The 22,773-nt window shown below is 59.1% G+C and carries 21 protein-coding genes and 1 tRNA gene; 12 read left to right on the forward strand and 10 right to left on the reverse strand.

Annotated features, from left to right (window positions below; genetic code table 11):
* Positions 1–27 precede the first annotated feature (27 nt).
* The 5 genes from ACK3EW_RS16250 to lpxK all read left to right on the forward strand — a co-directional run bounded on the left by ACK3EW_RS16250 (position 28) and on the right by lpxK (position 3,917).
* Positions 28–780 (forward strand): SDR family oxidoreductase, encoded by a 753-nt coding sequence (locus ACK3EW_RS16250; protein WP_493806996.1) that lies wholly within the window; start codon positions 28–30, stop codon positions 778–780.
* Positions 777–1,397 carry an enoyl-CoA hydratase/isomerase family protein gene (locus tag ACK3EW_RS16255; protein ID WP_439118323.1) on the forward strand — a complete coding sequence of 207 codons (621 nt, stop codon included), beginning with the start codon at positions 777–779 and terminating at the stop codon, positions 1,395–1,397. Before ACK3EW_RS16250 ends, ACK3EW_RS16255 begins: the two co-directional genes overlap by 4 nt.
* 63 nt (positions 1,398–1,460) lie before the next feature.
* The gene (locus tag ACK3EW_RS16260; protein WP_493806997.1) at positions 1,461–1,697 is read left to right on the forward strand and encodes a DUF4170 domain-containing protein; all 237 of its coding nucleotides are present in this window, start codon (positions 1,461–1,463) and stop codon (positions 1,695–1,697) included.
* Between the two features lie 4 nt (positions 1,698–1,701).
* Positions 1,702–2,928, forward strand: coding sequence for a 3-deoxy-D-manno-octulosonic acid transferase (locus tag ACK3EW_RS16265; protein ID WP_493806998.1), 1,227 nt, complete (start codon positions 1,702–1,704; stop codon positions 2,926–2,928).
* The gene (lpxK, locus tag ACK3EW_RS16270) at positions 2,925–3,917 is read left to right on the forward strand and encodes a tetraacyldisaccharide 4'-kinase (RefSeq protein WP_493806999.1); all 993 of its coding nucleotides are present in this window, start codon (positions 2,925–2,927) and stop codon (positions 3,915–3,917) included. Before ACK3EW_RS16265 ends, lpxK begins: the two co-directional genes overlap by 4 nt.
* Positions 3,918–3,920: 3 nt before the next feature.
* Here the strand turns inward: lpxK and ACK3EW_RS16275 are convergent, their stop codons facing one another.
* On the reverse strand, positions 3,921–4,784 hold the full coding sequence (locus tag ACK3EW_RS16275) for an N-formylglutamate amidohydrolase (RefSeq protein WP_493807000.1): 864 nt from the start codon (positions 4,782–4,784) through the stop codon (positions 3,921–3,923).
* A gap of 146 nt (positions 4,785–4,930) precedes the next feature.
* On the opposite strand from ACK3EW_RS16275, the gene ACK3EW_RS16280 reads away from it, so the two are divergent.
* The 4 genes from ACK3EW_RS16280 to ACK3EW_RS16295 all read left to right on the forward strand — a co-directional run bounded on the left by ACK3EW_RS16280 (position 4,931) and on the right by ACK3EW_RS16295 (position 9,126).
* Positions 4,931–5,005: transfer RNA gene (locus tag ACK3EW_RS16280), tRNA-Val, on the forward strand.
* An 82-nt stretch (positions 5,006–5,087) separates the two neighbouring features.
* Positions 5,088–5,213, forward strand: coding sequence for a type B 50S ribosomal protein L36 (ykgO, locus tag ACK3EW_RS16285; RefSeq protein ID WP_008562923.1), 126 nt, complete (start codon positions 5,088–5,090; stop codon positions 5,211–5,213).
* 289 nt (positions 5,214–5,502) lie between these two features.
* On the forward strand, positions 5,503–8,094 hold the full coding sequence (locus ACK3EW_RS16290; RefSeq protein WP_493807001.1) for a glycosyltransferase 61 family protein: 2,592 nt from the start codon (positions 5,503–5,505) through the stop codon (positions 8,092–8,094).
* 99 nt (positions 8,095–8,193) lie between these two features.
* Positions 8,194–9,126: an IS5 family transposase gene (locus ACK3EW_RS16295; RefSeq protein ID WP_493807002.1), complete on the forward strand. Its 933-nt coding sequence runs from the start codon at positions 8,194–8,196 to the stop codon at positions 9,124–9,126.
* Between the two features lie 28 nt (positions 9,127–9,154).
* On the opposite strand, the gene ACK3EW_RS16300 is transcribed toward ACK3EW_RS16295, so the two are convergent.
* The 9 genes from ACK3EW_RS16300 to ACK3EW_RS16340 form a co-directional block, all read right to left on the reverse strand.
* The gene (locus ACK3EW_RS16300) at positions 9,155–10,540 is read right to left on the reverse strand and encodes a peptidoglycan-binding protein (protein WP_493807003.1); all 1,386 of its coding nucleotides are present in this window, start codon (positions 10,538–10,540) and stop codon (positions 9,155–9,157) included.
* 99 nt (positions 10,541–10,639) lie between these two features.
* Positions 10,640–11,839, reverse strand: coding sequence for a phenylacetate--CoA ligase family protein (locus ACK3EW_RS16305; RefSeq protein WP_439118316.1), 1,200 nt, complete (start codon positions 11,837–11,839; stop codon positions 10,640–10,642).
* 46 nt (positions 11,840–11,885) lie between these two features.
* Positions 11,886–12,710 (reverse strand): ABC transporter ATP-binding protein, encoded by an 825-nt coding sequence (locus tag ACK3EW_RS16310; RefSeq protein WP_439118315.1) that lies wholly within the window; start codon positions 12,708–12,710, stop codon positions 11,886–11,888.
* Positions 12,711–12,779: 69 nt separating this feature from the next.
* The gene (locus ACK3EW_RS16315; protein WP_493807004.1) at positions 12,780–14,078 is read right to left on the reverse strand and encodes an ABC transporter substrate-binding protein; all 1,299 of its coding nucleotides are present in this window, start codon (positions 14,076–14,078) and stop codon (positions 12,780–12,782) included.
* A gap of 61 nt (positions 14,079–14,139) precedes the next feature.
* Positions 14,140–15,369 (reverse strand): branched-chain amino acid ABC transporter permease, encoded by a 1,230-nt coding sequence (locus ACK3EW_RS16320; protein ID WP_238939396.1) that lies wholly within the window; start codon positions 15,367–15,369, stop codon positions 14,140–14,142.
* Positions 15,369–15,608 carry a hypothetical protein gene (locus ACK3EW_RS16325; RefSeq protein WP_439118313.1) on the reverse strand — a complete coding sequence of 80 codons (240 nt, stop codon included), beginning with the start codon at positions 15,606–15,608 and terminating at the stop codon, positions 15,369–15,371. The genes ACK3EW_RS16320 and ACK3EW_RS16325 overlap by 1 nt, the downstream gene beginning before the upstream one ends.
* Positions 15,609–15,683: 75 nt before the next feature.
* The gene (locus ACK3EW_RS16330; RefSeq protein ID WP_439118312.1) at positions 15,684–16,637 is read right to left on the reverse strand and encodes a branched-chain amino acid ABC transporter permease; all 954 of its coding nucleotides are present in this window, start codon (positions 16,635–16,637) and stop codon (positions 15,684–15,686) included.
* Positions 16,638–16,647: 10 nt separating this feature from the next.
* Entirely contained in the window at positions 16,648–17,403 is a 756-nt protein-coding gene (locus tag ACK3EW_RS16335) for an ABC transporter ATP-binding protein (RefSeq protein WP_238939422.1), read from the reverse strand.
* Positions 17,404–17,548: 145 nt separating this feature from the next.
* On the reverse strand, positions 17,549–19,513 hold the full coding sequence (locus ACK3EW_RS16340) for an AMP-binding protein (RefSeq protein ID WP_493809748.1): 1,965 nt from the start codon (positions 19,511–19,513) through the stop codon (positions 17,549–17,551).
* A gap of 217 nt (positions 19,514–19,730) precedes the next feature.
* On the opposite strand from ACK3EW_RS16340, the gene ACK3EW_RS16345 reads away from it, so the two are divergent.
* From ACK3EW_RS16345 to ACK3EW_RS16355, 3 genes are read left to right on the forward strand one after another with little or no spacing between them, the layout of a single operon-like run.
* Positions 19,731–21,617, forward strand: coding sequence for a hybrid sensor histidine kinase/response regulator (locus ACK3EW_RS16345; protein WP_493807005.1), 1,887 nt, complete (start codon positions 19,731–19,733; stop codon positions 21,615–21,617).
* Complete coding sequence (locus ACK3EW_RS16350) at positions 21,614–22,315, forward strand: response regulator transcription factor (protein ID WP_085628405.1); 702 nt, start codon at positions 21,614–21,616, stop codon at positions 22,313–22,315. The genes ACK3EW_RS16345 and ACK3EW_RS16350 overlap by 4 nt, the downstream gene beginning before the upstream one ends.
* Positions 22,306–22,773 (forward strand): GNAT family N-acetyltransferase, encoded by a 468-nt coding sequence (locus ACK3EW_RS16355; RefSeq protein WP_493807006.1) that lies wholly within the window; start codon positions 22,306–22,308, stop codon positions 22,771–22,773. The genes ACK3EW_RS16350 and ACK3EW_RS16355 overlap by 10 nt, the downstream gene beginning before the upstream one ends.

Below are 22,773 nucleotides of genomic sequence, written 5' to 3' on the forward strand. Positions count from 1 at the left end.
CTGTGAACGCATAAGGGAGGCTGCCGCATGATTGATCTAACCGGACGTACCGTTCTCATCACTGGAGCAAGCCGTGGCATCGGGGCCGAGGCTGCGCGGGTTTTCGCCGAAGCCGGGGCAAATGTTGCGCTTGTGGCGCGGTCGGCCGACAGCATTGCCGATCTGGCAGGTGAGATCGGCAATAAAGCAGTCGCCATCCCTTGTGACATCAGCAGCTATTGGGAGGTGGCGCAGGCGGTTGAAAACTGTGTCACGGCGTTTGGCGGTCTGGATATCCTGATCAACAACGCGGGCGTGATCGAACCCATCGCACGGCTGGAGGATGCGGATCCCGAAGGCTGGGGGCAGGTGATCGACATCAACCTCAAAGGCGTCTTCCACGGCATGCGCGCGGCGCTGCCGGTGATGGAGGCCGCTGGCGGCGGCACGGTTCTTACCATCAGTTCGGGCGCGGCCCACAATGCCATCGAGGCTTGGTCGCACTACTGCGCCTCCAAGGCCGGGGCGGCGATGCTGACCATGTGTCTCCACAAGGAAATGGGCGACAAGGGCATCCGCGCGATGGGTCTGTCACCGGGCACTGTTGCCACCCAGATGCAGCGCGAGATCAAAGCAAGCGGGATCAATCCGGTGAGCCAGTTGGATTGGTCCGATCATATCCCGGCGGATTGGCCTGCCAAGGCGTTGTTGTGGATGTGCGGACCCGAGTCGGATGCCTATCTGGGCGAAGAAATCTCGCTTCGGGATGAGGGCATTCGCAAGAAGGTGGGCCTGCTATGATCGAGGTTCAGAATGACGGCACGCTGTGTGTCCTGACGATCAACCGCCCGGACAAGGCTAATTCGCTGACTGGCGAGATGCTGGAGGCGCTGTGTGTCGGCGTCGAAGAGGCACGCAGCGCTCGGGCTGTCATTCTGACCGGTGTCGGCAAGGTGTTTTCCGCCGGCGCCGACCTTGAGGCAGCCAAGGCGGGGCTCGCGCTCAGCCCTTTATGGGAACGGCTGTCTGGTGCCATCGCACGACATCCGGGCCTGACTATTTCGGCTTTGAACGGCACGGTTGCCGGAGGTGCGATGGGCATGGTTCTGGCCTGTGACCTGCGCATCGCGGTGCCGGGCACCAAGGTGTTCTACCCGGTGATGAAGCTGGGCTTTCTGCCGCAACCATCGGACCCTGCCCGCCTGTCTGCGCTGGTCGGGCCGTCGCGTGCAAAGATGATCCTGATGGCAGGACAGAAAATCGCGACCGACAGCGCGCTGACTTGGGGACTCATTGACGAGATCACAGAGCCTGACGCGTTGATCGACCGCGCCAAAGCTCTGACCGAGGATGTCTGCGGCGCAACCGCCGAGCATGCCCGCGCCATCAAGGGCCTGATCGCGCAGAGTTTGCCCTAATCGTCTTGACCCGACCAAGCGGCCCCTTACGTTGGCCGCACCGCAGCAAGGAAGGATCGCCCCATGGCCCAGCATCTTCACATCGTCTTTGGCGGAGAACTGGTGACGCCGTCGGAAAACGTGTTCAAAGACCCCGAGACCATCCATGTTGTCGGGATTTTTGCGGATCGAAAATCCGCCTATGACGCGTGGAAAACCGAAGCGCAGCGCACCGTGGACAACGCGCATATGCGCTATTTCCTTGGGGATTTGCAGCAATTGATGGACGCAAGCACGCAAGCGCCCGAGGCACAGGACTGACCATTTGGCGCGCAGGCCGTTCAGTCTGACAGCCTATCTGGCGCTGGCGCGGGGGTCGGATCGTCTGACCGCCGAAGCTGCGCAATGGCCCGCACGCCCAACCGGCGCTGTCCTATGGCTGCACAGCGACACGCGCACCCGGCTTGAAACCTTGCTGACCCTGGTCAAGCGGCTTCGGCTGCAACGCGAGGATTTTTCCCTGCTTCTGACCTGCGATTCGATTCCAGCCGAGGGGCTTTCGATAGAGGGCCACAATGTCAGCCCCCCACCAGCCGAGACATTGAGCGACGTTCATCGGTTTCTGGATCACTGGCGACCGAATATTCTTGTCTGGGCGGGCAATGGTCTGCGCCCCGCGCTGATCCACGAGGCGGCCGTGTCAGGGGCGCACCTGCTCTTGACCGACGTTGCCGACGCGCCTTGGCGTCAGCCGTCAAAGCGGTTTCTTCCCGATGCGTCTGCGGGTGCGCTGAGCCTGTTTCACACCATCCTGGCACAAGACAAGAAAGCCGCGATCCGAATGCGACGGCTAGGTGTGCCGGATGACCGGATCGAAGTCGCGTCGCCGCTGGAACCAGAGGTCTTTCCCTTGTCGAGCCATGACGGCCTGCACGAGGAGCTTACTGCACTTCTCGCAGGCCGACCGGTTTGGTTGGGCGCACATGTACAACGCGACGAGGCAGATGCCATTCTGCGCGCACATCGGCGGGCGGCCCGCCTAGCGCATCGCCTCTTGTTGGTCGTGGTTCCTGCGGATGCAGAGGATGAACCCTTCTTTGCCGAGCAATGCCAGGAAATCGGCCTGAGGCTTGCGCGATGGGAGAACGGCGATATGCCTGACGAGAACACGCAGGTTCTTCTTGCGGGCGACGACAGCGAGTTGGGCCTATGGTATCGGCTTGCGCCCTTGTGCTTCCTTGGCGGATCGCTGGCGGGGAAAACAGGCGGGCAGTCCCCGATGATGGCCGCAGCGTTGGGCTCAGCGATCCTGTATGGTCCGAATGTCGGACGCCACCTTGAATCCTATTCTCGTTTGGTCGCTGCAGGCGCGGCGCGGATCGTCAAGGACATGGAATCGCTTAGTGCGGCGGTGTCGCACCTGATTGCACCAGACCGTGCGGCAGCGATGGCCCATGCGGGATGGAACGTGGTGTCCGCCGGGGCCGAAACAGCCGATCTAGTCCTCGCTCAGGTGAGCGAATGGCTTGATGCGTTGGAGGGGGCAAGGTGAGGCCACCCGCGTTCTGGGATACGTCCCCTGACCAGCCCGGTTTGTGGCCACGGCTGCTGGCCCCGGTGGGTGCGCTTTACGGCATGGCGACCGCGCGGCGCTTGCGGCGGAGCACGCCGACCCGTGTCGGGATACCGGTGATTTGTGTCGGCAATGTCAATGCGGGCGGAACAGGCAAGACACCAACGGTGATCGCGCTGATGCAGATGCTGTCGGATATGGGCAAGACCGCGCATGTCGTGTCGCGCGGTTATGGCGGATCGCTGGACGGCCCCGTGCAGGTCGATCCGCGCCGCCATACGTCTCAGCACGTAGGGGATGAGCCGCTCTTACTGGCAGCGTTCGGCCCTGCCTGGGTGTCCAAGGACCGGGCACAAGGGGCATTGGCTGCCGAGGCGGCAGGAGCAGAGGTGGTCATTCTGGATGACGGGCTGCAAAACCCAAGCCTTTACAAGGACCTGTCGCTGATCGTGGTGGATGCAGCGCGTGGGTTCGGCAATGGGCGCTGCATTCCGGCGGGGCCCTTGCGCGAACCTGTATCTGCCGCAATGACGCGAGCCGATCTGGTCTTGTCGATCGGGGCTCACGAGGCACAGCAGCGTTTTTCAGAAACATGGCAGTCGCAGATCCCCCTGCCACATCTGACCGGGCATTTGATGCCCTTGCAGACCGGGATGGACTGGGAAGGACTGCGCTGTCTGGCCTTTGCCGGGATAGGCCACCCTGAGAAATTCTTTCTCACCCTGCGCGAACTTGGGGCCGATCTGGTGGAAACCCGAGCGCTTGAAGACCACCAACCTCTGACATCGTCACTGTTGGCACGGCTTGAGAAAGACGCACAGTCGGCCCGCGCACAATTGGTGACGACGGAAAAAGACGCAGTGCGCCTGCCACAAAGCTATCGGATGAAGGTGTTGACGGTTCCGGTGCGGTTGATCATCCCGAACACAGATGCGCTAAAAACCGCGCTTTCGGGTCTGTTTGCCTAAAGCCTATTCGGCCGCAAGAGGCATGTCCTTGGCCTGACCGGTGGCTGCGATTTCAGCAATGACACTGCGAAGGAGTTTGCGGAAATTGTGGAAATTCGCATTGGGCCGGATCGTACGCTCATCCATGTAGATCGACCGGTCGATTTCGATCTGAACCGCGTGTTGCTGGCGCGATGGGCGACCATAGGCCTGTGTGATATAGGCCCCTGCAAAGGGCGTATTGCGCGCCACGATCAGACCGGCATCGGTGAACGCCGCTTCGATCTGATCAACGACCGTCTGGCTGGCAGAGGCTCCGAACCTGTCGCCCAGCACAATCTGCGGACGCCGAGCTGTGGATTTTGCAACACCGTCCAGCGCTTCGTGCGGCATGGAATGGCAGTCGACCAGAATCGCCTCTCCAAAGCGGGCATGTGCCTGCTGCATCAACTTACGCAACTGGTCGTGATATGGGTGCCAGAATTGCGCGATACGGCGTTCCGCCTCGGCCAGCGGCAATTTACCTTGGTAGATCGGGCGGCCATTTGCCACGACGCGGGGCACAACGCCAAGGCCCGAAGCAACGCGCGGATTGTGGGTCTGGCGCCGCACACCTTCGATCAGAGCGGGGTCGAGTTCTTCGGCAGATCGGTTCAGGTCTATGTAGGCACGAGGTGCTCCTGCCTTGATGAACACAGCACCGAATTGCGGGGCGCAGTCGAACAGGCGATCAACAAAAGCGTCCTCAGACGACCGGATCGTTACCTCATCCAAAACGGTGTGACGAAGGAAATTCCAACTGTAGTCGCGGCCGGAATGAGGCGACGCAAACACCACCCTTGAGGTGTGCGCTTCCGGCTGAACGAGGTGGTACGCGACTTTGGGCATATGCTCTCCCTATCTGCCATACATAGACTGATTTTTTCTGTGACCAAAGCCCTTGATCCCCGCTACGACTCCTTTTATAGACCGATCCACCGGCGCGGCTTCACGCGCCCCTTTTATTTGGGGCACGTGAATCGAACCGGGTCAAAGGGCGATTAGCTCAGTGGTAGAGCACTTCGTTGACATCGAAGGGGTCACAAGTTCGAACCTTGTATCGCCCACCATTGAATTCGCCGTCTCGGGCTTCGGCTCGGGGCACCCGCAACCACCAAGGCGCTCGCGCGCCGCGATAAGAGGAGAGACCCGATGAAGGTCAAGAACTCGCTTCGTTCGCTGAAGAACCGCCATCGCGACTGCCGCGTTGTGCGCCGCAAGGGCCGCGTCTATGTGATCAACAAGACGCAGCGCCGGTTCAAAGCCCGTCAGGGCTAAGCGGAAACCGCAGTTATTGCGAAAAAGCCGTCCTTTGGGACGGCTTTTTTGTTTGTGTAACGATCTGACTCCGGCTTCATCAAATCGTCGCCGCCGTCAACGCGGATGTGAAACATCAGGCCTCTTCAAAAGGCTGCGATATCGAAAAGGCCTCGAAATCAAAGCGTTCTGACGATACCACTGGAACGGCAACCCGAAACAACATCGGCATGAGGCAACGCAGTCGTTGAGACTCAAGGTAACTTCAGATCCGAGAGACTTGTTTTTCGCTCCAAGCTTGAGTTCGAAAATGATCGCCCTCACCAAGGGTTCTGCACAGTTTTCCGAAATTCGGGGCGCGCAACTTGAAATCGTGGGGCAATCAGAAAGCGAAGAGGTCAGTTGCGCGATCGCGAAACAGGTCCGGCATTTGACCGATCATGTTCGTTTCAATAAGTCGCTGCTGTCTCAAACGCTCGCGGTACGATTGCAGGATGCAAAAGCTGCCAATGGGCGTCTGTTGATCAAGAACAAGGTCGTTCTTAATCAGGCTTATGGTATCCGCTTTTTGAACCGGTACATGCGCGTCAATGAACACTACCGGGCCAAAAAACATGACGTCACGGACTGGATGATCGGGGATGACGGGCCGTTTCAGCTGCCACTGCAAGGGGACTTATCCAAAGCTGATTTGACCACGCCGTTCCCCATTATTCTGAAGAACGGCTTCAACTTCTATCATTTTGTCGATGATGTGCTCAGGCAGTTTTCTACCATCGACACGCTGGGCCCCGAATACGCCGGTAAGATTGTGATCTCGGCCCCCAACGAGCCGATAAGCAACTTTGTCGAACGGTTCATCGCAGCACTCTTTCCGTACCATTATGCGCGTGTGCGGATTGTGAAAGCCGATGTGAGTTTCGACACGGTTATCACTTCTTACGACACCAACCTTTATGCAATGTCGGGTCATGCTCGCGCTGCCATGCCAGGCATTAACGACGCTTTACCAGGCAAAGGCATTGTCAAAGGCTACAATCCTATTGCGAATCTTGTCCGTACGCATCGGGCGAATATCACCTCGGACGCATACGCAAGTCTGCGACGCACAGCGCTGGAACGCTGCGCAGACGTTGATATCACCACGCCTAGGAAGCTCTTTATTGAACGCGGCGACAGCGCTCGAAACCGTCAGGCTGACGGGCAAAGCGCATTCAAAGACATGCTGTTCCGCCATGGTTTCACACCATTCGTGCTTGAAGACCATTCGCCGCTTGAGCAGATCAAAATTGTGTCTGGCGCAGATACTGTCGTCGGGTTTCACGGCGCGGGTTTCACACATTTGCTTTTTGCCAAGGAAAGCGCCACCTGGATCGAAATCGGAACCCTTCAATCCCTGCGAGAGCGCTGGCCAGACTTTTGGCACCTCGCAGATGTGTCGGGTGTCCGATATCGCAAATACTGTTTTGACTACGCGAAAGACGATCCTTTCGAATATCCGAACTTTGCCAAGGACAGCATTGTTGCACCCCAGACCACTTCAAGGGGGCTAGAACGTCTGAACTCCGACCTTGAACGGTTAACGGATGAAACTTCGGAAGCGCCAGAAAGACTAGCTTACTTTCCATCTACTGCCACAACGCTATCCAACCAAAATACCAGCCCGTCACCAGATCGAAGAAACAGACGCCCAAATGACCCTTGCACGTGCCCATTCACATTTAGACCGCCTCATATGAAAAGCGCGACCAGCGAAGACACCGCGCGCGGCTTTAAGGGCAAGCTGGCCGTAAGCCTGAACGCCGTTCTGCTTCCGGGAAACATCGACTCCGGCCTCAAGCGCCAAGTCTACTGCCCTGAGACACACCGCATTCTCTACCACGATATGGATATCGCGGATCTTGCGCCTGCTGAAGACTTCAATGTCACCAACTTGGATTTGGCCAAAAAAACCGGGACCTACGTCTTTGGTGGCTTTGTTCGCGTTCACTTTGGGCATTTCCTAGTGGAATGTTTGGGTCCGCTCTGGACGTTGGATGCGGTTGAAGAACCAATCGACGGTGTTCTTTTCATGCCGTACCACGCAAACCCGAATGAAACCCTGCGCAACATTCGACTGCTTGATGATCACTCGGGGCGCTGGCTCAAAGCTTTGGGGGTGGATGAAAAGATCGAAATCATCCGGCAGCCGACGCAAGTCGACAAACTTGTTTTGGGTGAAAACGGGCTGGGCCTTTCAGAGCGATTTCGGGGCTCTAGCTGGTTTCAGGACTTTGCCAGGCGCCGCAATGCGCACTATCGCAAGGCAAAGCCCCCAAAGGCCAACACATCCATTTATGTCACGCGCACAAAACTCAGTGGCCGCAAGGGTGGCATACTTGGGGAAACCGCACTGGAAAACACGTTCAGGAACGCCGGATACCAGATTTTTGCTCCGGAAAAGCACTCTCTCGAAGATCAGCTTGCCACCTATGCATCAGCCAAGCGCATTGTGGCTGTTGAAGGCTCTGCGCTTCATCTGCCACCCTTCGTCATAGACAACGATTGTCGCATTGCCGTCCTTTCGCGGCGATCCGGGATCGACAAGATCGCAAGCGAATTTGGGGAGCAGTACTCAGGTTTCGTTGGTGTGGACCTCGATATCATCGACACCGCGAAGGATCATTGGGTGCCTGCCGGGCAACCAAGAACAAATCTAGAAAGCTATGCCGTTGTTGATTTTGACGAAACCTACGATCGGCTCATCACCTTGGGATACCTTCCCGAAAACGTACGGCGATCAATCCCGTCACCTTTAGATGTCACCAACCAGATCAAAGAAATTGCCAAGGCGCGCAAACAGCATCCCACTGTTTTGAATTGGGACAAAGACGCGCCAGAGACAGTGCCGCAGTCTGACTGACTCGCCCCACCAAACCAGTTTTGCGACCAACACGGCATTGTTGCAAAAGTCTGACGACGAAGGATTCACTTCGCGAATCCATGGCGTTAGACGCGGTGCATGAGCAAGCCATCTCCCGCCCGCTATCGCACGACGAACTGGTCCAGCTACAACGCGTCACTCAGGAAGCGGGGGGCTCTGCTCATCTGGGTCGACAAGGACATGACCTGGCGCGCGCCGCGTGACAGTCGACCCGGACGTCCGGCGGTGTTTTCCGATGCGGCCATACAGTTCTGCTTATCGATCAAAGTCCTGTTCAAGTTGCCGTTGCGCCAGACCGCCGGAATGGTGGCCAGCCTGCTGCGACTGGCCGGCCTGGACTGGCCCGTGCCGGACTTTTCCACGCTGTGCCGCAGGCAAAAGACCTTGGCCGTCCAGGTCCCGTATCGCCGTGCGGACGGCCCGCTGAACCTGCTGGTCGACAGCACCGGGATCAAGTTCCTCGGCGATGGCGAATGGCAGGCCCGCAAGCACGGGGTGCAAGGCCGACGCCAATGGCGCAAAGTCCATCTGGCCATGGACACCACCACCTCGGACATCCGGGCAGTCGAGTTCACCCCCAGCCGCGACGGCGACAGCCCCGTGCTGCCCGACCTGCTCGGCCAGATCCCGGCAGGTGAGCAGATAGGCACGGTCACCGCCGACGGCGCCTACGACACACGCCGCTGCCACAAGGCCATCATCGAACGCGACGCCGTTCCGATCATCCCGATCCGAAAGAACGGACGTCTCTGGAAAGAAGACTGCCCGGCTGCACGCGCCCGCAACGACACCCTGCGCGCGACGCGATACTACGGGCGGGCGTTCTGGAAACGCTGGACCGGATACCACGCCCGCAACCGGATCGAGGCGAAGATGCGCTGCCTGAAATCCTTCGGCGAGCGTATCATGGCAAGAGACCCCGACCGACAGACCGCCGAAATCCACATCCGCATCGCCCTCATGAACCGCTTCAACGCCCTCGGCACCGCCGAGATCGTCCGCGTGGCATAACGTCAGCGGGGTAAGGGGACGTCACGCCTCAGGCCGGGGTAATGCAACAACGCCCATTCGGACGTTCCGCCAGATAGGCCCGATAGCCTGCCTCTGTGTCAGTCTCACGTGCGATCTGCCAACGACGTCGGTCTTCGCCCTCGGCTTGGGCGCGACGCTGGTCTTCGATGGCTTCCAGCCGGTCTTGCGCGTCTTCTGCGTATATCCCGTCCGGGAACCGCTTCAGATAGGCGCGGAAGCCAGCCTCGTCGCCCTGCGCGCCGGTTTCGGACCAAAATGTCCGGTCCTGCCGTTCCAACTGTGCCTGACGCTGACGCGCCTCTTCCTCGAGTTCTGCCGCACGCCGTTCAGCCTGAGCATCCAGTCGGGCGATTTGGTCTGCACCCAGATAACCCGACGCAGTAAGACCGTTTGCGGTCTGCCAAGCTGTCACGGCTCCACGGGTGCCACGGCCAAATATTCCATCAATTCCCCGCGTGTTGTACCCCAAGAGTGATAAATCCCGCTGGATTTCGCGCCGTGCATCTCGGGATAGTGCAAGGTCAGCTTCGACCTGCTTTTCGCGGTAAAACGGCTCTGAGCGGATGGTGGCCAAGCGCTGACGGGCTTCGCTCGCAAAACGACCTTCGGGAAACGCGGCAAGGTACGTATCGTAGCCCGCCTCTGTGTCTGCCGCGACCGCCCGGTCCCACGCAGTTGCATCCTCTACGCTGCGGTCGTTTGGAACGTCAGGTGTGATCTGCGGCAGCGTGACATCGGTGCCAACGAACAGTGGCAGCGTGCGGGGCACGAACCCCGTCAGGCTGAGGCCCTCAGCGCGGGCCAAGGGCAAAACGTCCCCTCCGGTGGCCATGGACAGACGGCTGACAAAACGCGCCGCATCGCCTACCGGACCAATCGCGACTGTCACCCCTTGGGGGATGTCGTTTAGCGGCACGGTCGCTGACAGGCCATCAGCAACGTCACCCTCGCCGTCTACCTCGCCCAAGACGATCAGGGCTTGCCCCGGGTATTCCGCAGCCACGGCGTAGACTGTGTCGAGAGGAAACCCATCAGTGAGGACTTCGGCCAAGGTCGGCGCAGCCATGCCATCGGGCAAGAGATAGGTGCCCGCGATGGTAGACACGAACCGCCCGGTCAGCAAAACGCCAATATCGCTGGTGGTGGCGTCCAGACCATTGGCAAAGCCCCGAAACGCATCGCGCATGGCGTCGCCATCGGCACGTGTGGACAGACTCACCTCTGCACCGCGATCCTCGAACGCGGTTTCGATACTCTCAAAGTCTGCGGTTCCCGTAAGGCGTTGAAACATGCCCGGGTCGCTGTTGCCGATGATCAAGAGATCACTGTTGTCGGCCCAGACCGATGTCGTCAGGGCAAGGGTTGCAGAAAGCGAAAACGCGAGTCGTTTCATGGGTGGTCCTCCGTCCGTGTCAGAAGACTAACGCACGAAAGCCAAAAGTTATCCAATAGCGGCACATATTTTCCGGGGCATATCCCCCGTCCTGCCGGATCAGTCGTAGCTGCGCGCGTCCTCGATCACCAATCCGTCGCGGGGAAGAGCCCCGGGAGGCACCAGTTCAACCCGGCCCTTAAGCTTGAGGGTTTCCACGATGCTGGGTTCAAACGCCGTCGAGTCCTGCGCCGCAGTTTCGATGCGTACCGTCATCACATCCATCTCGCCGTCGCGGCTGGCCACAACACGGGCGCGGTCGATCTCGGCATGTTTTGCGACAAGGGCTGCCACTTGTTCCGGGCGCACGAACATGCCCTTGATCTTGGTGGTCTGATCTGCGCGGCCCATCCAACCCTTGATGCGGGCATTGGTGCGGCCGCATGGGCTTTGCCCCGGCATCATCGCGCTCAGATCTCCGGTGGCGAACCGGATCAACGGGTAATCGGGGTTGAGCGTGGTCACCACAACTTCTCCGACCTCGCCCTCTGGCACCGGATCCCCTGTGCCGGGCGTGACGATTTCCACGATGACGCCTTCGTCAAGGATCATGCCCTCTTCGGCTTCGGATTCATACGCGATGTTGCCCAGATCGGCGGTTGCATAACACTGACGGCACGTGATGCCACGGTCAGCGTACCAAGCCCGCAACGACGGGAACAGCGCCCCACCGCCAACAGCAGCACGCGTGATCTTGAGCGACAAACCCATCTCGTCAGCCTTCTCGAGGATGATCTTGAGATAGTCAGGCGTTCCGGCATAGGCCGTGATGCCGATGTCGTGCGCCGCTTGCGCCTGAAGCTCTGTCTGGCCCGTGCCCGCAGGCAAAACTGCAGCCCCCACGGCTCGCGCGCCACTTTCGAAGATCATCCCGGCAGGTGTCAGGTGATAGCCAAAACAGTTCTGAACAATGTCACCCGTGCCAATGCCCAACGCATGCAAGAAGCGCCCCATGCGCCACCAATCGTGGCTCACCCCGCCGGGTTCGTAGATCGGGCCGGGCGACTGGAACACATGCGCCATGTTGCTGATCGCCATCCCCCCGAACGGTGGGTTTTCTTTTTGCCATGCCACCAGCTGCGATTTCCGCAGGACCGGCAGTTTGGTGATGTCGTCCAGCGACGACACTGGGCCATCAGCCACAAGACAGGAGTTTTCCGCGGACATCGCGCGCGTCACCTGTTGCAGAAAGGACGTCTCTTGCGCGGCGCGGCGTTCGTCCGCACTTCGGGTTTCCAAGTCGTCGAAATGGGTGGTCATGGCAGAAAAAGCCTTGTCTGTTCAGTTCATTGCAAGGGGAACGGCGTCACTGCAACCAACGTTTGCGGCGGCGGTAGCTGCGGACATCTCGGAAGGATTTACGTCCGTCATCCGAAACCCCGAGGTAGAATTCCTTGACGTCCGGGTTTTCGCGCAGCTCGGCTGCAGGGCCGTCCATTACAACGCGTCCGTTTTCAAGGATGTACCCCTCATGCGCATAGCGCAGGGCCACGTTGGTGTTCTGTTCGGCGAGAAGGAAAGACACGCCTTCATTCTCGTTCACCGATTTCACAATCTCGAAGATCTGTTCCACAAGCTGCGGCGCAAGGCCCATGGACGGCTCGTCCAGAAGGACGGTCTGTGGTCGAGACATCAGCGCGCGACCAATTGCGGTCATCTGTTGCTCACCGCCCGAGGTGTAGCCAGCCTGCGATTTGCGGCGCTCCTTGAGGCGGGGGAAATAGTCGTAGACCATCTGGAGGTCGGCTTCGATGGCGCCCTTGCCATCCTTGCGGGTATAGGCCCCGGTAAGCAGGTTTTCCTCGACGGTCAGGTGGCCGAAACAATGGCGGCCTTCCATCACCTGAATGACCCCGCGCTTGACCAGCGCCGCCGGGTCCAGATCCTGCACCCTCTCGCCTTTGTAGATGATCGAACCTTTGGTGACTTCGCCCCGCTCGGAATGCAGCAGGTTGGAAATCGCCTTGAGCGTGGTCGTCTTACCCGCGCCATTGCCCCCCAGAAGTGCGGTGATGCCACCCTTCTTTACGGTTAGGCTCACACCCTTCAAAACGAGGATCACGTGATTGTAGATCACCTCGATATTGTTGACCTCGAGCAAGGTCTCGTCTGTGCGTCCGGCGTCCAGCATGGCGGGCCTTTGTGTTTGAAAATGTCCTAAAAGCGCCCCGGCGATATGCACCGCCGGGGCAGGCTGGCCTTAGTTGGTGGCCGAGCACTCTTCGTTCATCGCCCATGGTGCGTTCGAGGTCGCGTATTCCGCCGCCGACGACGCGATCAGGTCAGCATAGCCGTCCACGTTCGGCATCAAGAGGTCAGACGCTTTGACAAACTTTGCGCCGTCCCATTCGAGCATCCAACCGCCCGAGTGACCGGTGTGGTTTGCACATGAGGTCGAGAACGGCGGCACCATGCCTTCCATGCCCAGTTCTGCGATCCGCTCCTCGGTCAGGTTGATGTTTTCAAGACCCCAACGCAGCTGTGTCGGAGAGATCTCGGCCGTGTCGAAATTTTCCTGTGCGTTCTTGATCGCTTCGGCAAGGATCGCCGACATGACAAGACCACGGCCGTAGAACACGCCCTGCATCTCTTCTTCGTTGGTCTGGCTCAGGCCCGCGTCGATGACACGTTCCTTGATGTCCTTCATCAAAGGCGCGTCCATGTTCGGGAAGGACCATGAGATCGACTTGTAGCCTTTGCCTTCTTCACCGACGAGCTTGAGGTCTGCATCGTGACCAGCCCACCAAACGCCGAGAAAGTTCTCCATCGGGAACTTGGTCTTCACGGCTTCGGTTATGGCTCCAGCGTTCATTGCACCCCAGCCCCACATCACAACGTAATCGGGACGTTCACGGCGGATTTGCAGCCACTGTGCGGACTGGTTCTGCATTTCCTTGAGGCCAACCGGGATCGGAAGAAGCTCAAACCCTTTGTTGGCAGCATGCATCTCCAGAACAGGCAGAGGTTCCTTGCCAAACGGATGGTCCAGATGCAGGAAAGCGATCTTTTTGCCGTCCAAAGAACCTTGGTTTTCAAGGTACTGGATGATCATATCCGCACCGTCCCAATAGCCTGCGGGCATGTTGAACGCCCACTGGAACACCTTGCCATCCGCCATCGGCGAGAAGCCATAGCCTGGTGCAAGGATCGGGATTTCGTCCACATTGGTCTTGGGCAGAACCTGAAGCGTAATGCCAGTCGACCAAGGCTGGGTCACGATGGCCGTGCCCTTAGTCTTTTCATAGCATTCCACGCCTTTCTCGGTGGAGTAACCGGTTTCGCATTCTTCGAAGTCAATCTTGGCACCGCCGATACCGCCATCGCGCTCGTTGAGCAGCGTCATGTAGTCGGCCTGACCGTTCATCAGCGGAATACCCGTCGCGGCAAATGGGCCGGTGCGGTATGCGAGGTTCGGCGTGTAAAGCTCCTGCGCGATGGCCGCCGTGCCCAGCACGGTGCCCAGCGCAGCCGCAGTGGCCAGTTTGGTAAAGTGTTTCATGGTTGTCCTCCCATTGGAACTTTCATGTTGCTTTAGGTTCTTGGTCTTGGGCCCACCCACCTCAGTGCGGGAACGGCCAGATAATCAGTTTTTCACGGATCAATCGCCAAAGCTGGTTCAGCCCGTGAGGCTCGATAATCAGGAAGAAGATGATCAGCGCCCCGACAATCATCACGTTGATATGCTCGATCAGAGCAGATTCGATGCGGAAACCCTGTAATTGCGCATAGCCATAGATCAGCGTCACCGCGCCGAACCCGATCGCCGCCGCCATGCCCCAGAGATTGCGCGCGACCCCAAAGAGGAAGGTCGCCGCAGCGATCAGCGCGGCCAGTAGAATGGCCGACCCCGTAGACATCTCGAACACCTGCGTGCCCGCCACTACGTTCAGCACAACCGGCAGGCCGACGATCAGGATCGCGCCCAGATAGTTACCCATGACCGAGCCAAGGCCGCCGATGATGGCGATGAACAGCACCTGGAACGACAGCGGAATATCGAACACGTTGGGCTCAGCTGCGCCCTTCCACATGAAGACATAAAGCGCGCCCGCAACCCCCACGACATAAGACGATACGGCAAAGGCGGTCAGCTTGGACTTCATCAAGTTGATGCCGATGAGTTCTGCTGCGATGTCCATATCACGCGTCGCTTTCCACGTCCTCCCCAGATTGCCCCGCGTGAGGTTGATACACAGCATCGTCAGCAGCGAGACCACAAACAGGACGATGTAGTATTCCGTCACCGATGCCGCCTGTGGGCCTGAAACAAACACGCCGAACATCTCGAGGTTGGGTACCTGGATCGCGCCAGAGGCGTTGTAGTTGTAAAGCCATGACCACTTCTCGAACAGCCAGACCAGAAAGAACTGCGCGGCCAGCGTCGCGATGGCTAGGTAGAACCCCTTGATCCGCAAGCTCGGAATTCCGAACGCCACCCCGATTCCGGCGCTGAACACGCCCGACAGCAGGATTGCGACAATCGGGTTCATCCATGGGAAAAGAGTGACCATCTTGTAACAGGCATAAGCGCCGACACCCATAAATGCACCGGTGCCAAGACTGAGCTGCCCGGCAAACCCGGTGAGGATGTTCAGCCCCATCGCAGCCAGCGCATAGATCAGGATCGGGATCAGCAGCGTCTGGAAGGTGAATTCCGACGCGGTCATCGGGAACACCACCCATGCGAGGATCAATATGATCCCCAAAAGGAATGCGTCTTGCTTGACCGGGAACAGGGCCTGATCGGCGTTATAGCTCGTCTTGAACTGGCCAGCCGTGCGATAGAGCATCAGGCGGTCTCCTCTTCGTTGATCACAGCGCGGTTGCGCGGTTTGGCGTAACCGGTCACCTCTGAATGGCGGATGAGCCAGAAATAGGCCCATAGCCCTGCGGCCCCTCCGACAGCGGCCAGCAGGATCGCTACAACCGTCTGGCTGCCTGCGTCAGACCCGCTCGACAGCGCGAGGTAGCCAAAAGCCCAGAAGCCGGACCATGCGATGACGTTCAGAAGTGCGATCAGCTTTGCCATATGTCTTCTCATTTAGGGTGCGTGATCCTCACGCTCCGTTGCTTGTTGGTGTCGAACAGCGCGCCCCGCGCTGCGCTAGACCCGTTCGATGATCCGTTCTCCGAACAGCCCTTGCGGACGGAACAGAAGTACGATCAGTGCAAGGACAAAGGCGAACCATGTCTCGGTATTGCCACCCAACAAAGGCTGGCCCCAGTAAATCTCGAACAACTTTTCCAGAATGCCGATCATCAACCCGCCGACGATGGCCCCGGTGATCGACTCAAGCCCGCCCAGCATAAGAACCGGCAGCGCCTTGTACGCAATTACCTCAAGCGCAAAGCTGACGCCCGCCCGCGCGCCCCAGGCAATACCTGTGACCAGAGCGATGATCCCGGCGATGAACCAGACCAGCACCCAGATCGTCTGCAGGCTGATACCCACGGAAAGCGCCGCCTGATGGTCGTCACCCAACGCCCGGATCGCACGGCCCATCTGCGTGTAGTTGAGGAAGGCTAAGAGCGCGAGCACCAGCAATGTCGCCACGATCACCACAGTGATATCCAAATGCTGCAGGATCAGCAGACCGCCAAACGGTTCCAGCACCGTGTCACCCGTTGGAATACCCAGCTCTTCGGTGATCATCACCTTGTTTTCGCCGCCAAAAATCGTCTCACCAAAGCCAATCAGGAACAACGTGATCCCGATGGTGGCCATGAAGAGGATGATATCGGGCTGCCCGACCAAAGGCCGCAGCACAACCCGTTCGATCACCACCGCCAGAACGAACATGACGCCCAGGGTCAGACCGACGCTGATCCATGCAGGCACGCCCATGGCGAACAGGCCCACAAGGGTCAAAGCGGCGAATACCACCATGATGCCCTGCGCAAAGTTGAAGATGCGGCTTGAGCGGAAGATCAACACGAACCCCAGTGCAATCAGCGCGTAGAGGATACCGGACACCAGCCCTTCCCAAAGCACCTGCAGCAGGAAGTCCGGTGCCTCGACCATGTCCACGAATGGCGCGATAAAGATGTCGTTCAGCATGTCTGCTCCCTCAATGCGGCACGCCCAGATAGGCGTCGATCACATTCTGATTGTTGCGCACCTCGTCTGGCGTGCCGTCGCCGATCTTTTTGCCGTAATCCATAACGACCACGCGGTCGGAGAGATCCATCACTACCCCCATGTCATGTTCGATCAGGCAGATCGTCGTTCCAAATTCGTCGTTTACATCAAGGATGAAGCGGCTCATGTCCTCTTTCTCCTCGACGTTCATGCCCGCCATCGGTTCGTCCAGCAGGAGCAGCGACGGCTCCGCCGCAAGCGCCCGCGCCAGTTCGACCCGTTTCTTAAGGCCATAAGGCAGCCGCCCCACCGGAGTCTTGCGGATGTTCTGGATCTCGAGGAAGTCAATCACCCGCTCGACCTTTTCGCGGTTCTCCATTTCCTCGTCGCGCGCCTTGCCCCACCAGAGCGCCTGGGAGACGACCCCAGCGTTCATATGGGTCAGACGCCCGGTCATGACATTGTCGAGCACCGTCATGCCTTCGAAGAGGGCAATGTTCTGAAAGGTTCGCGCTACGCCTTGGCGGGCAACTTCGAATGGCTTCATCGGAGGACGCTTGGTGCCTTGGTACCAGACCTCACCTTCGGAGGGCGTGTAAAAGCCCGAAATGACGTTGAGCATCGACGACTTTCCGGCACCGTTAGGCCCGATGATCGCGCGCACTTCGCCTTCGCGGATGTCAAACGAGATGTCCTGAATGGCCACCACGCCACCGAACCGCAGGGTGATGTTGCGCATCTCCATCAGCGTGCCACCAATCTGGCGCCCATCTGTGGTGACATATCCTTCGGTGTCTTTCACGGCCCAACCCTCGTTGTTACGCCAAGAATTTTCGTACGAAAATTCTCGGTCGGCATAATCTTCGTACGAAGATTATGTCTGCATCCCATCATTCTGCAGCCATCCGCTGCGGGGTCGCCGGCACCACCTTCGCGTCGCGGATTTCCAATGTTGCTTTGATCTTGCCTTTGCGCCCGTCTTCATAAGTCACTTCGGTTTCGGTATAGACCGATGTCGAGCCGTCATAGAGCGCGTTGACAAGGTCTTCGAATTTCTCACCGATGATCTTGCGCCGCACCTTTCGCGTCCGCGTCAGCTCTCCGTCATCCGCATCCAGTTCCTTGTGCAGCACAAGAAACCGGTGCACCTGACACCCCGAGAGCATCTCGTCCTGCGCGACACTCGCGTTGACCTCTTCGATATGCGCTTGAATCGTATCGAGCACCTGCTGATGCCCCGCGAGTTCCTGATAAGACGCATAGGCGATATTGTTGCGTTCAGCCCAATTGCCGACTGCCGTCAGGTCGATATTGATGAAGGCGCAGCAGCGATCCCGCCCTGCGCCAAAGACCACAGCTTCCAAGATGTTGGGATAGAACTTGAGCTTGTTCTCCACATATTTCGGCGCGAACATCGCACCATCGGCCATCGCGCCCACGTCCTTGGCGCGGTCGATGATGCGCAGATGTCCGGTGGCCTCTTCGATGAACCCGGCATCGCCTGTGGCCACCCAGCCTTCCGCATCCTTGGTATCGGCCGTCGACTCCGCGTTCTTGTAGTACTCCACAAAGACGCCCGGAGAGCGGTAGAACACCTCGCCATTCTCGGCGATGCGGATCTCCACCCCCGGCGATGGCACACCCACGGTATCCGAGCGGACTTCGCCATCCGGCTGCTGGGTGATAAAAACCGATGCCTCGGTCTGACCATAGAGCTGCTTCAGGTTAATTCCCAAAGAGCGATAGAAATCAAAGATCTCAGGGCCAATGGCTTCGCCTGCAGTATAGCCGACCCGAACATTGGAAAAGCCCAGCGCGTTCTTCAACGGACCGTAGACCATCACCTCGCCGAGCTTGTATTTCAGCCGGTCAAACGCGCTCACCTCATGCCCATCAAGGATGGCCGGGCCAACCTTGCGGGCGTGGGCCATGAAATAGTCGAACGTCTTTTTCTTGAACGCGCCGCTGTCTTCCATGCGGATCATGATCTGCGTGAGCTGTGTCTCAAATACGCGCGGTGGAGCAAAGTAATAGGACGGCGCGATTTCGCGCAGGTCCGTCATCATGGTTTCCGGGCTTTCCGGGCAATTCACACAAAAGCCCGACCAATAGGCCTGCCCGATCGAAAAGATAAAGTCGCCAACCCAGGCCATCGGCAGATAGGCCAGCACCTCATCATCGACCTTAAGGTGATCGAATTCCGAAGATGCTTTGGCCGTTTCGATAATGTTGCGGTTCGACAGAACCACACCCTTGGGCTTGCCTGTCGTGCCGGACGTATAAAGCATCACACAGGTGCTGTCGTAATCCAGCTTCGCCGTGCGCGTCTGCAATTCGTTGATGAACTCGTCATAGGCGGCGCGGCCTTGATCCTGCACATGGCTGAACTGATGCAGGCGGGTATGATCGTATTTCCTCAAGCCGCGCGGGTCGAGATAGATCATGTGCTCGAAATGGTGCAAACGGTCCTGCACTTCGATTACCTTATCCACCTGCTCCTGATCGTTGACGATGGCAAAGCGCGCCCCACAATGGTCGAGCACGTACTCCATCTCTTCGGCGACAGCGTCCTGATAGAGCGGCACAGGGATCGCGCCGACCGATTGCGCGGCGACCATCGACCAATAGAGATAGGGACGGTTGCGCCCGATGATGGCGATGAAATCGCCTTCGTTCACGCCAAGGTTCAGCAGGCCCAGCGCAAGCGCTTCAACTTCCTTGGCGGTCTCAGCCCAGGTTCTGCTTTGCCAAATACCATATTCCTTCTCGCGATAGGCCGCAGAGCTGCCGAATTGCGAAGCATTGCGCGCCAACAGCGCCGGAACCGAGCGCAGCCCCTCTGCGCCCATGGTCATATGTGCCAAAACTTTTCCTCCCATTGCCCGGGTATTCCCCGAACGGATCGCTTTGCGCGACTCTGTCTCAAGATTGGACAGAAGGCAGGTTGGGGGTCAACTTTTTCCTGAAGTTTTCTCAATCCTTACGAATTGTAACAGGACGCCAGTCGGCCTTTGCGTCGCGCCCATCCAGTGCTAGCCAGAAACACACGACCCCATTTCTGGACCGTGCTCCATGCAGACCGACGCTCTCATTCAGGCTGGCTTGAACCTGATCGGACAGGCACTGTCGATTTACGACAGTGACTTGCGGCTGGCCGCGTGCAACGCGCGCTTTGCCGAGATGTTCAACCTGCCACAGGCGCTGACCCGTCCAGGCGCCGATTTCGAGACCACCATCCGTCACCTTGTCGAATGCGGCGAGTACGGAGAGATTGACGATGTCGAAAGCTTTATCTGCGCACGTGTCGAACAGGCCAGCGCCTTCCAACCCCACTACATGGAGCGCACTCGCGCCAATGGCCGCACGATCAGCGTCGAAGGTGCACCACTTCCGCAGGGCGGTTGGGTTACCGTCTATACCGACATCACCGAGGTCAAATCGCAGGAACAGCTCTTGCGCACCCGGTCCGAACTGCTGTCCGAAGAGGTACTTGCGCGCTCCGAAGAACTCGCAGCTACAAACCGCAAACTCGCCGCCACGGTGTCTGCGCTGGAAGAAGCCCAACGCGAGTTGACCGAGATGGAGGCCCGCACACGCCTGACCACGGAAATGATGCCCGCCCATATCGCACACGTGGACAGCGCCGGGCGCTACACGTTTTCCAACCGGCGCCTGTCGAACGTGATGCCGGGGCGTCCGTCCAAGATTGTTGGGCTGCATATTTCCGAAGCGTTGGGCGACGATGCCTATGCCCGCGTCCTGCCGCATCTTCAAATGGCACTGGCAGGCGATCCGTCGACTTTCGAATTCACCGACATCCACAGCTCCCGCCGCATCCGTGTCGCCTTTACCCCAGATGAATCCGAAAACGGCGTTTACATCCTGTCAATGGACGTGACCGAAGAAACGCAGGCCCGTGCAGCACTTCAGCAAACCCGCCGCCGTGAGATGGCAGCACAACTGACGTCTGGCCTCGCGCATGACTTCTCGAACCTGCTGACGATCATTCTGGGCATGCAGTCGAAACTCGCCCGGATGGACCTGCCCACGGACGCCGACCCACTGATCACCGCCACGTTGCAAGCCGCCCGTCGCGGCGGTGACCTGCTCAACCGGATCGCCGATATCACCGCCCACCGCGCATGGCGGCCCGAACCGCTCGACGTGGAAAATTTCCTATCGGATCTTCACACACTTGCAGCGCCATCATTGCCCGGCAACATCGCGCTGCAAGTCAGCACCTCGATCACTCAACGAGCCCTACTTGACCCCGGTCAACTTCAGGACAGCCTGCTCAACCTCATCCTGAACGCCCGCGATGCCTGCGGCGATCAAGGCACGATTCGTCTGACCGCGACCGAAATGCGAGACACATGGATCGACTTCACGATCGAAGACACCGGCTCAGGCTTTTCCGAAGACGCGCTGAAACACGCGCTTGACCCCTTCTTCACCACCAAAGGGGATGGTGGGTCGGGCCTCGGGCTGTCGATGGTCTACGACATGGCCAAACTGGCAGGCGGCCAGCTACAGGTCGGCAACACCAACACCGGCGCGCGTGTGACCCTGCGCCTGCCCTTGCGCCACGCCGCCCGCCATCTGTCGAACGAGCTGGTTCTGCTGGTCGAAGACAGCCCAGATCTGCGCACGACCATCCGCGACATGCTTACCAGCCTTGGCCACAGCGTGATCGAGGCGACCTCGGTCGACGAAGCTTTGGCACTGGCGCAAGGCGTGCCCGACATCGCCTTTGTCCTTTCGGACATCTCGCTGGAAGGGCCGGCCCTTGGCACCGAACTGGTGGCGGCGCTGACGGAGAAACCCGTCTACCTGATGACCTCGCTTCCCACCTCCGATACACGACACCAAGCTGCGGCATCGAAAACCGCCGTTCTGCCCAAACCCTTCACCAAATCCGATCTGGCCGCGTTTCTGGGCCACAAGGCCGATCTCTCATGACCAAACCCCTGATCACCATTCTCGACGACGAGCCCGCGATCCGCACCATGCTGTCCGAAGCGCTCGAGGACGCGGGCTATGACACCCAGTGCTTTGCCCGCGCCGCCGAATTCGAAACCGCGCTGCGCAGGACCACACCCGATGTGTGCCTCGTCGATCTGGGCCTGCCCGACCGCGACGGGTTGAGCCTTGTGCACCGGCTTGCGCTGGAACAGGGGGCAACGGTGATCATCATCTCGGGCCGCGCGCAGGTGCAGGATAAGATCACCGGGCTGGAGCTTGGAGCGGATGACTACATCATCAAGCCGTTCGACCCCGCAGAAGTGGTGGCCCGTGTCCGCGCTCGTCTGCGCACCCGCGCCACACCAACGCCCACTGGCCAAACCGCCCGCTTCAACGGCTGGACCGCGCATTTCGACCGCTATTCGCTGGAAGACGAGACCGGCACCGAGACCCCGTTTTCGCATGCCGAGGGCGAAGTGCTGCGGCTGTTTCTCGAAAGCCCGAACCGTCTGATCACCCGCGATTACATGCAGGACACACTGGGCGGTGCCGCTGGCGACAGCTTTGATCGTGCGATGGATGTGCGTATCTCGCGACTGCGGACTAAGCTGCGCGAAGACCCCAAGAACCCGCGCCTTATCAAGACGATCTATGGCGCGGGCTATATCTTTCTGAGCGAAGTGACATGGACCTGACGCCCTATCGGCTCGGTCCCAGCGATCCGGCACTGCAAGCCGTCCTGACCCTGATTCAATCCTCCTTTGCCTTCATGGAAGGACGCATTGACCCACCCTCCTCCATGCAAAATCTGACACTGGGCAGCCTGTCCAAACAGGCCGAAACTGGCGAGATCTGGGGGATCGGCCATCCGGTTCAGGCCTGTGTCTTTCTCACCCGGAAACCACGCTGCGTGTATCTGGGAAAGCTTGCAGTCGCGCCAAATGCCCGACGTCAAGGGCTGGCCCGCCGCCTGATCGACCTCGCAGCAACCCGCGCCGCAGAGCTGCGCTGCTCTTTTGTCGAACTGCAAACACGGATCGAACTTGTTGAGAAGCACGCGACCTTCGAGGCGCTCGGGTTTCGGGAAATAGGGCGAACCGCCCATCCCGGCTACGATCATCCCACCTCGATCACCTACAGATTGACTCTCTAG

It is taken from the genome of Marivita sp. NO-S04, assembly GCF_059070475.1.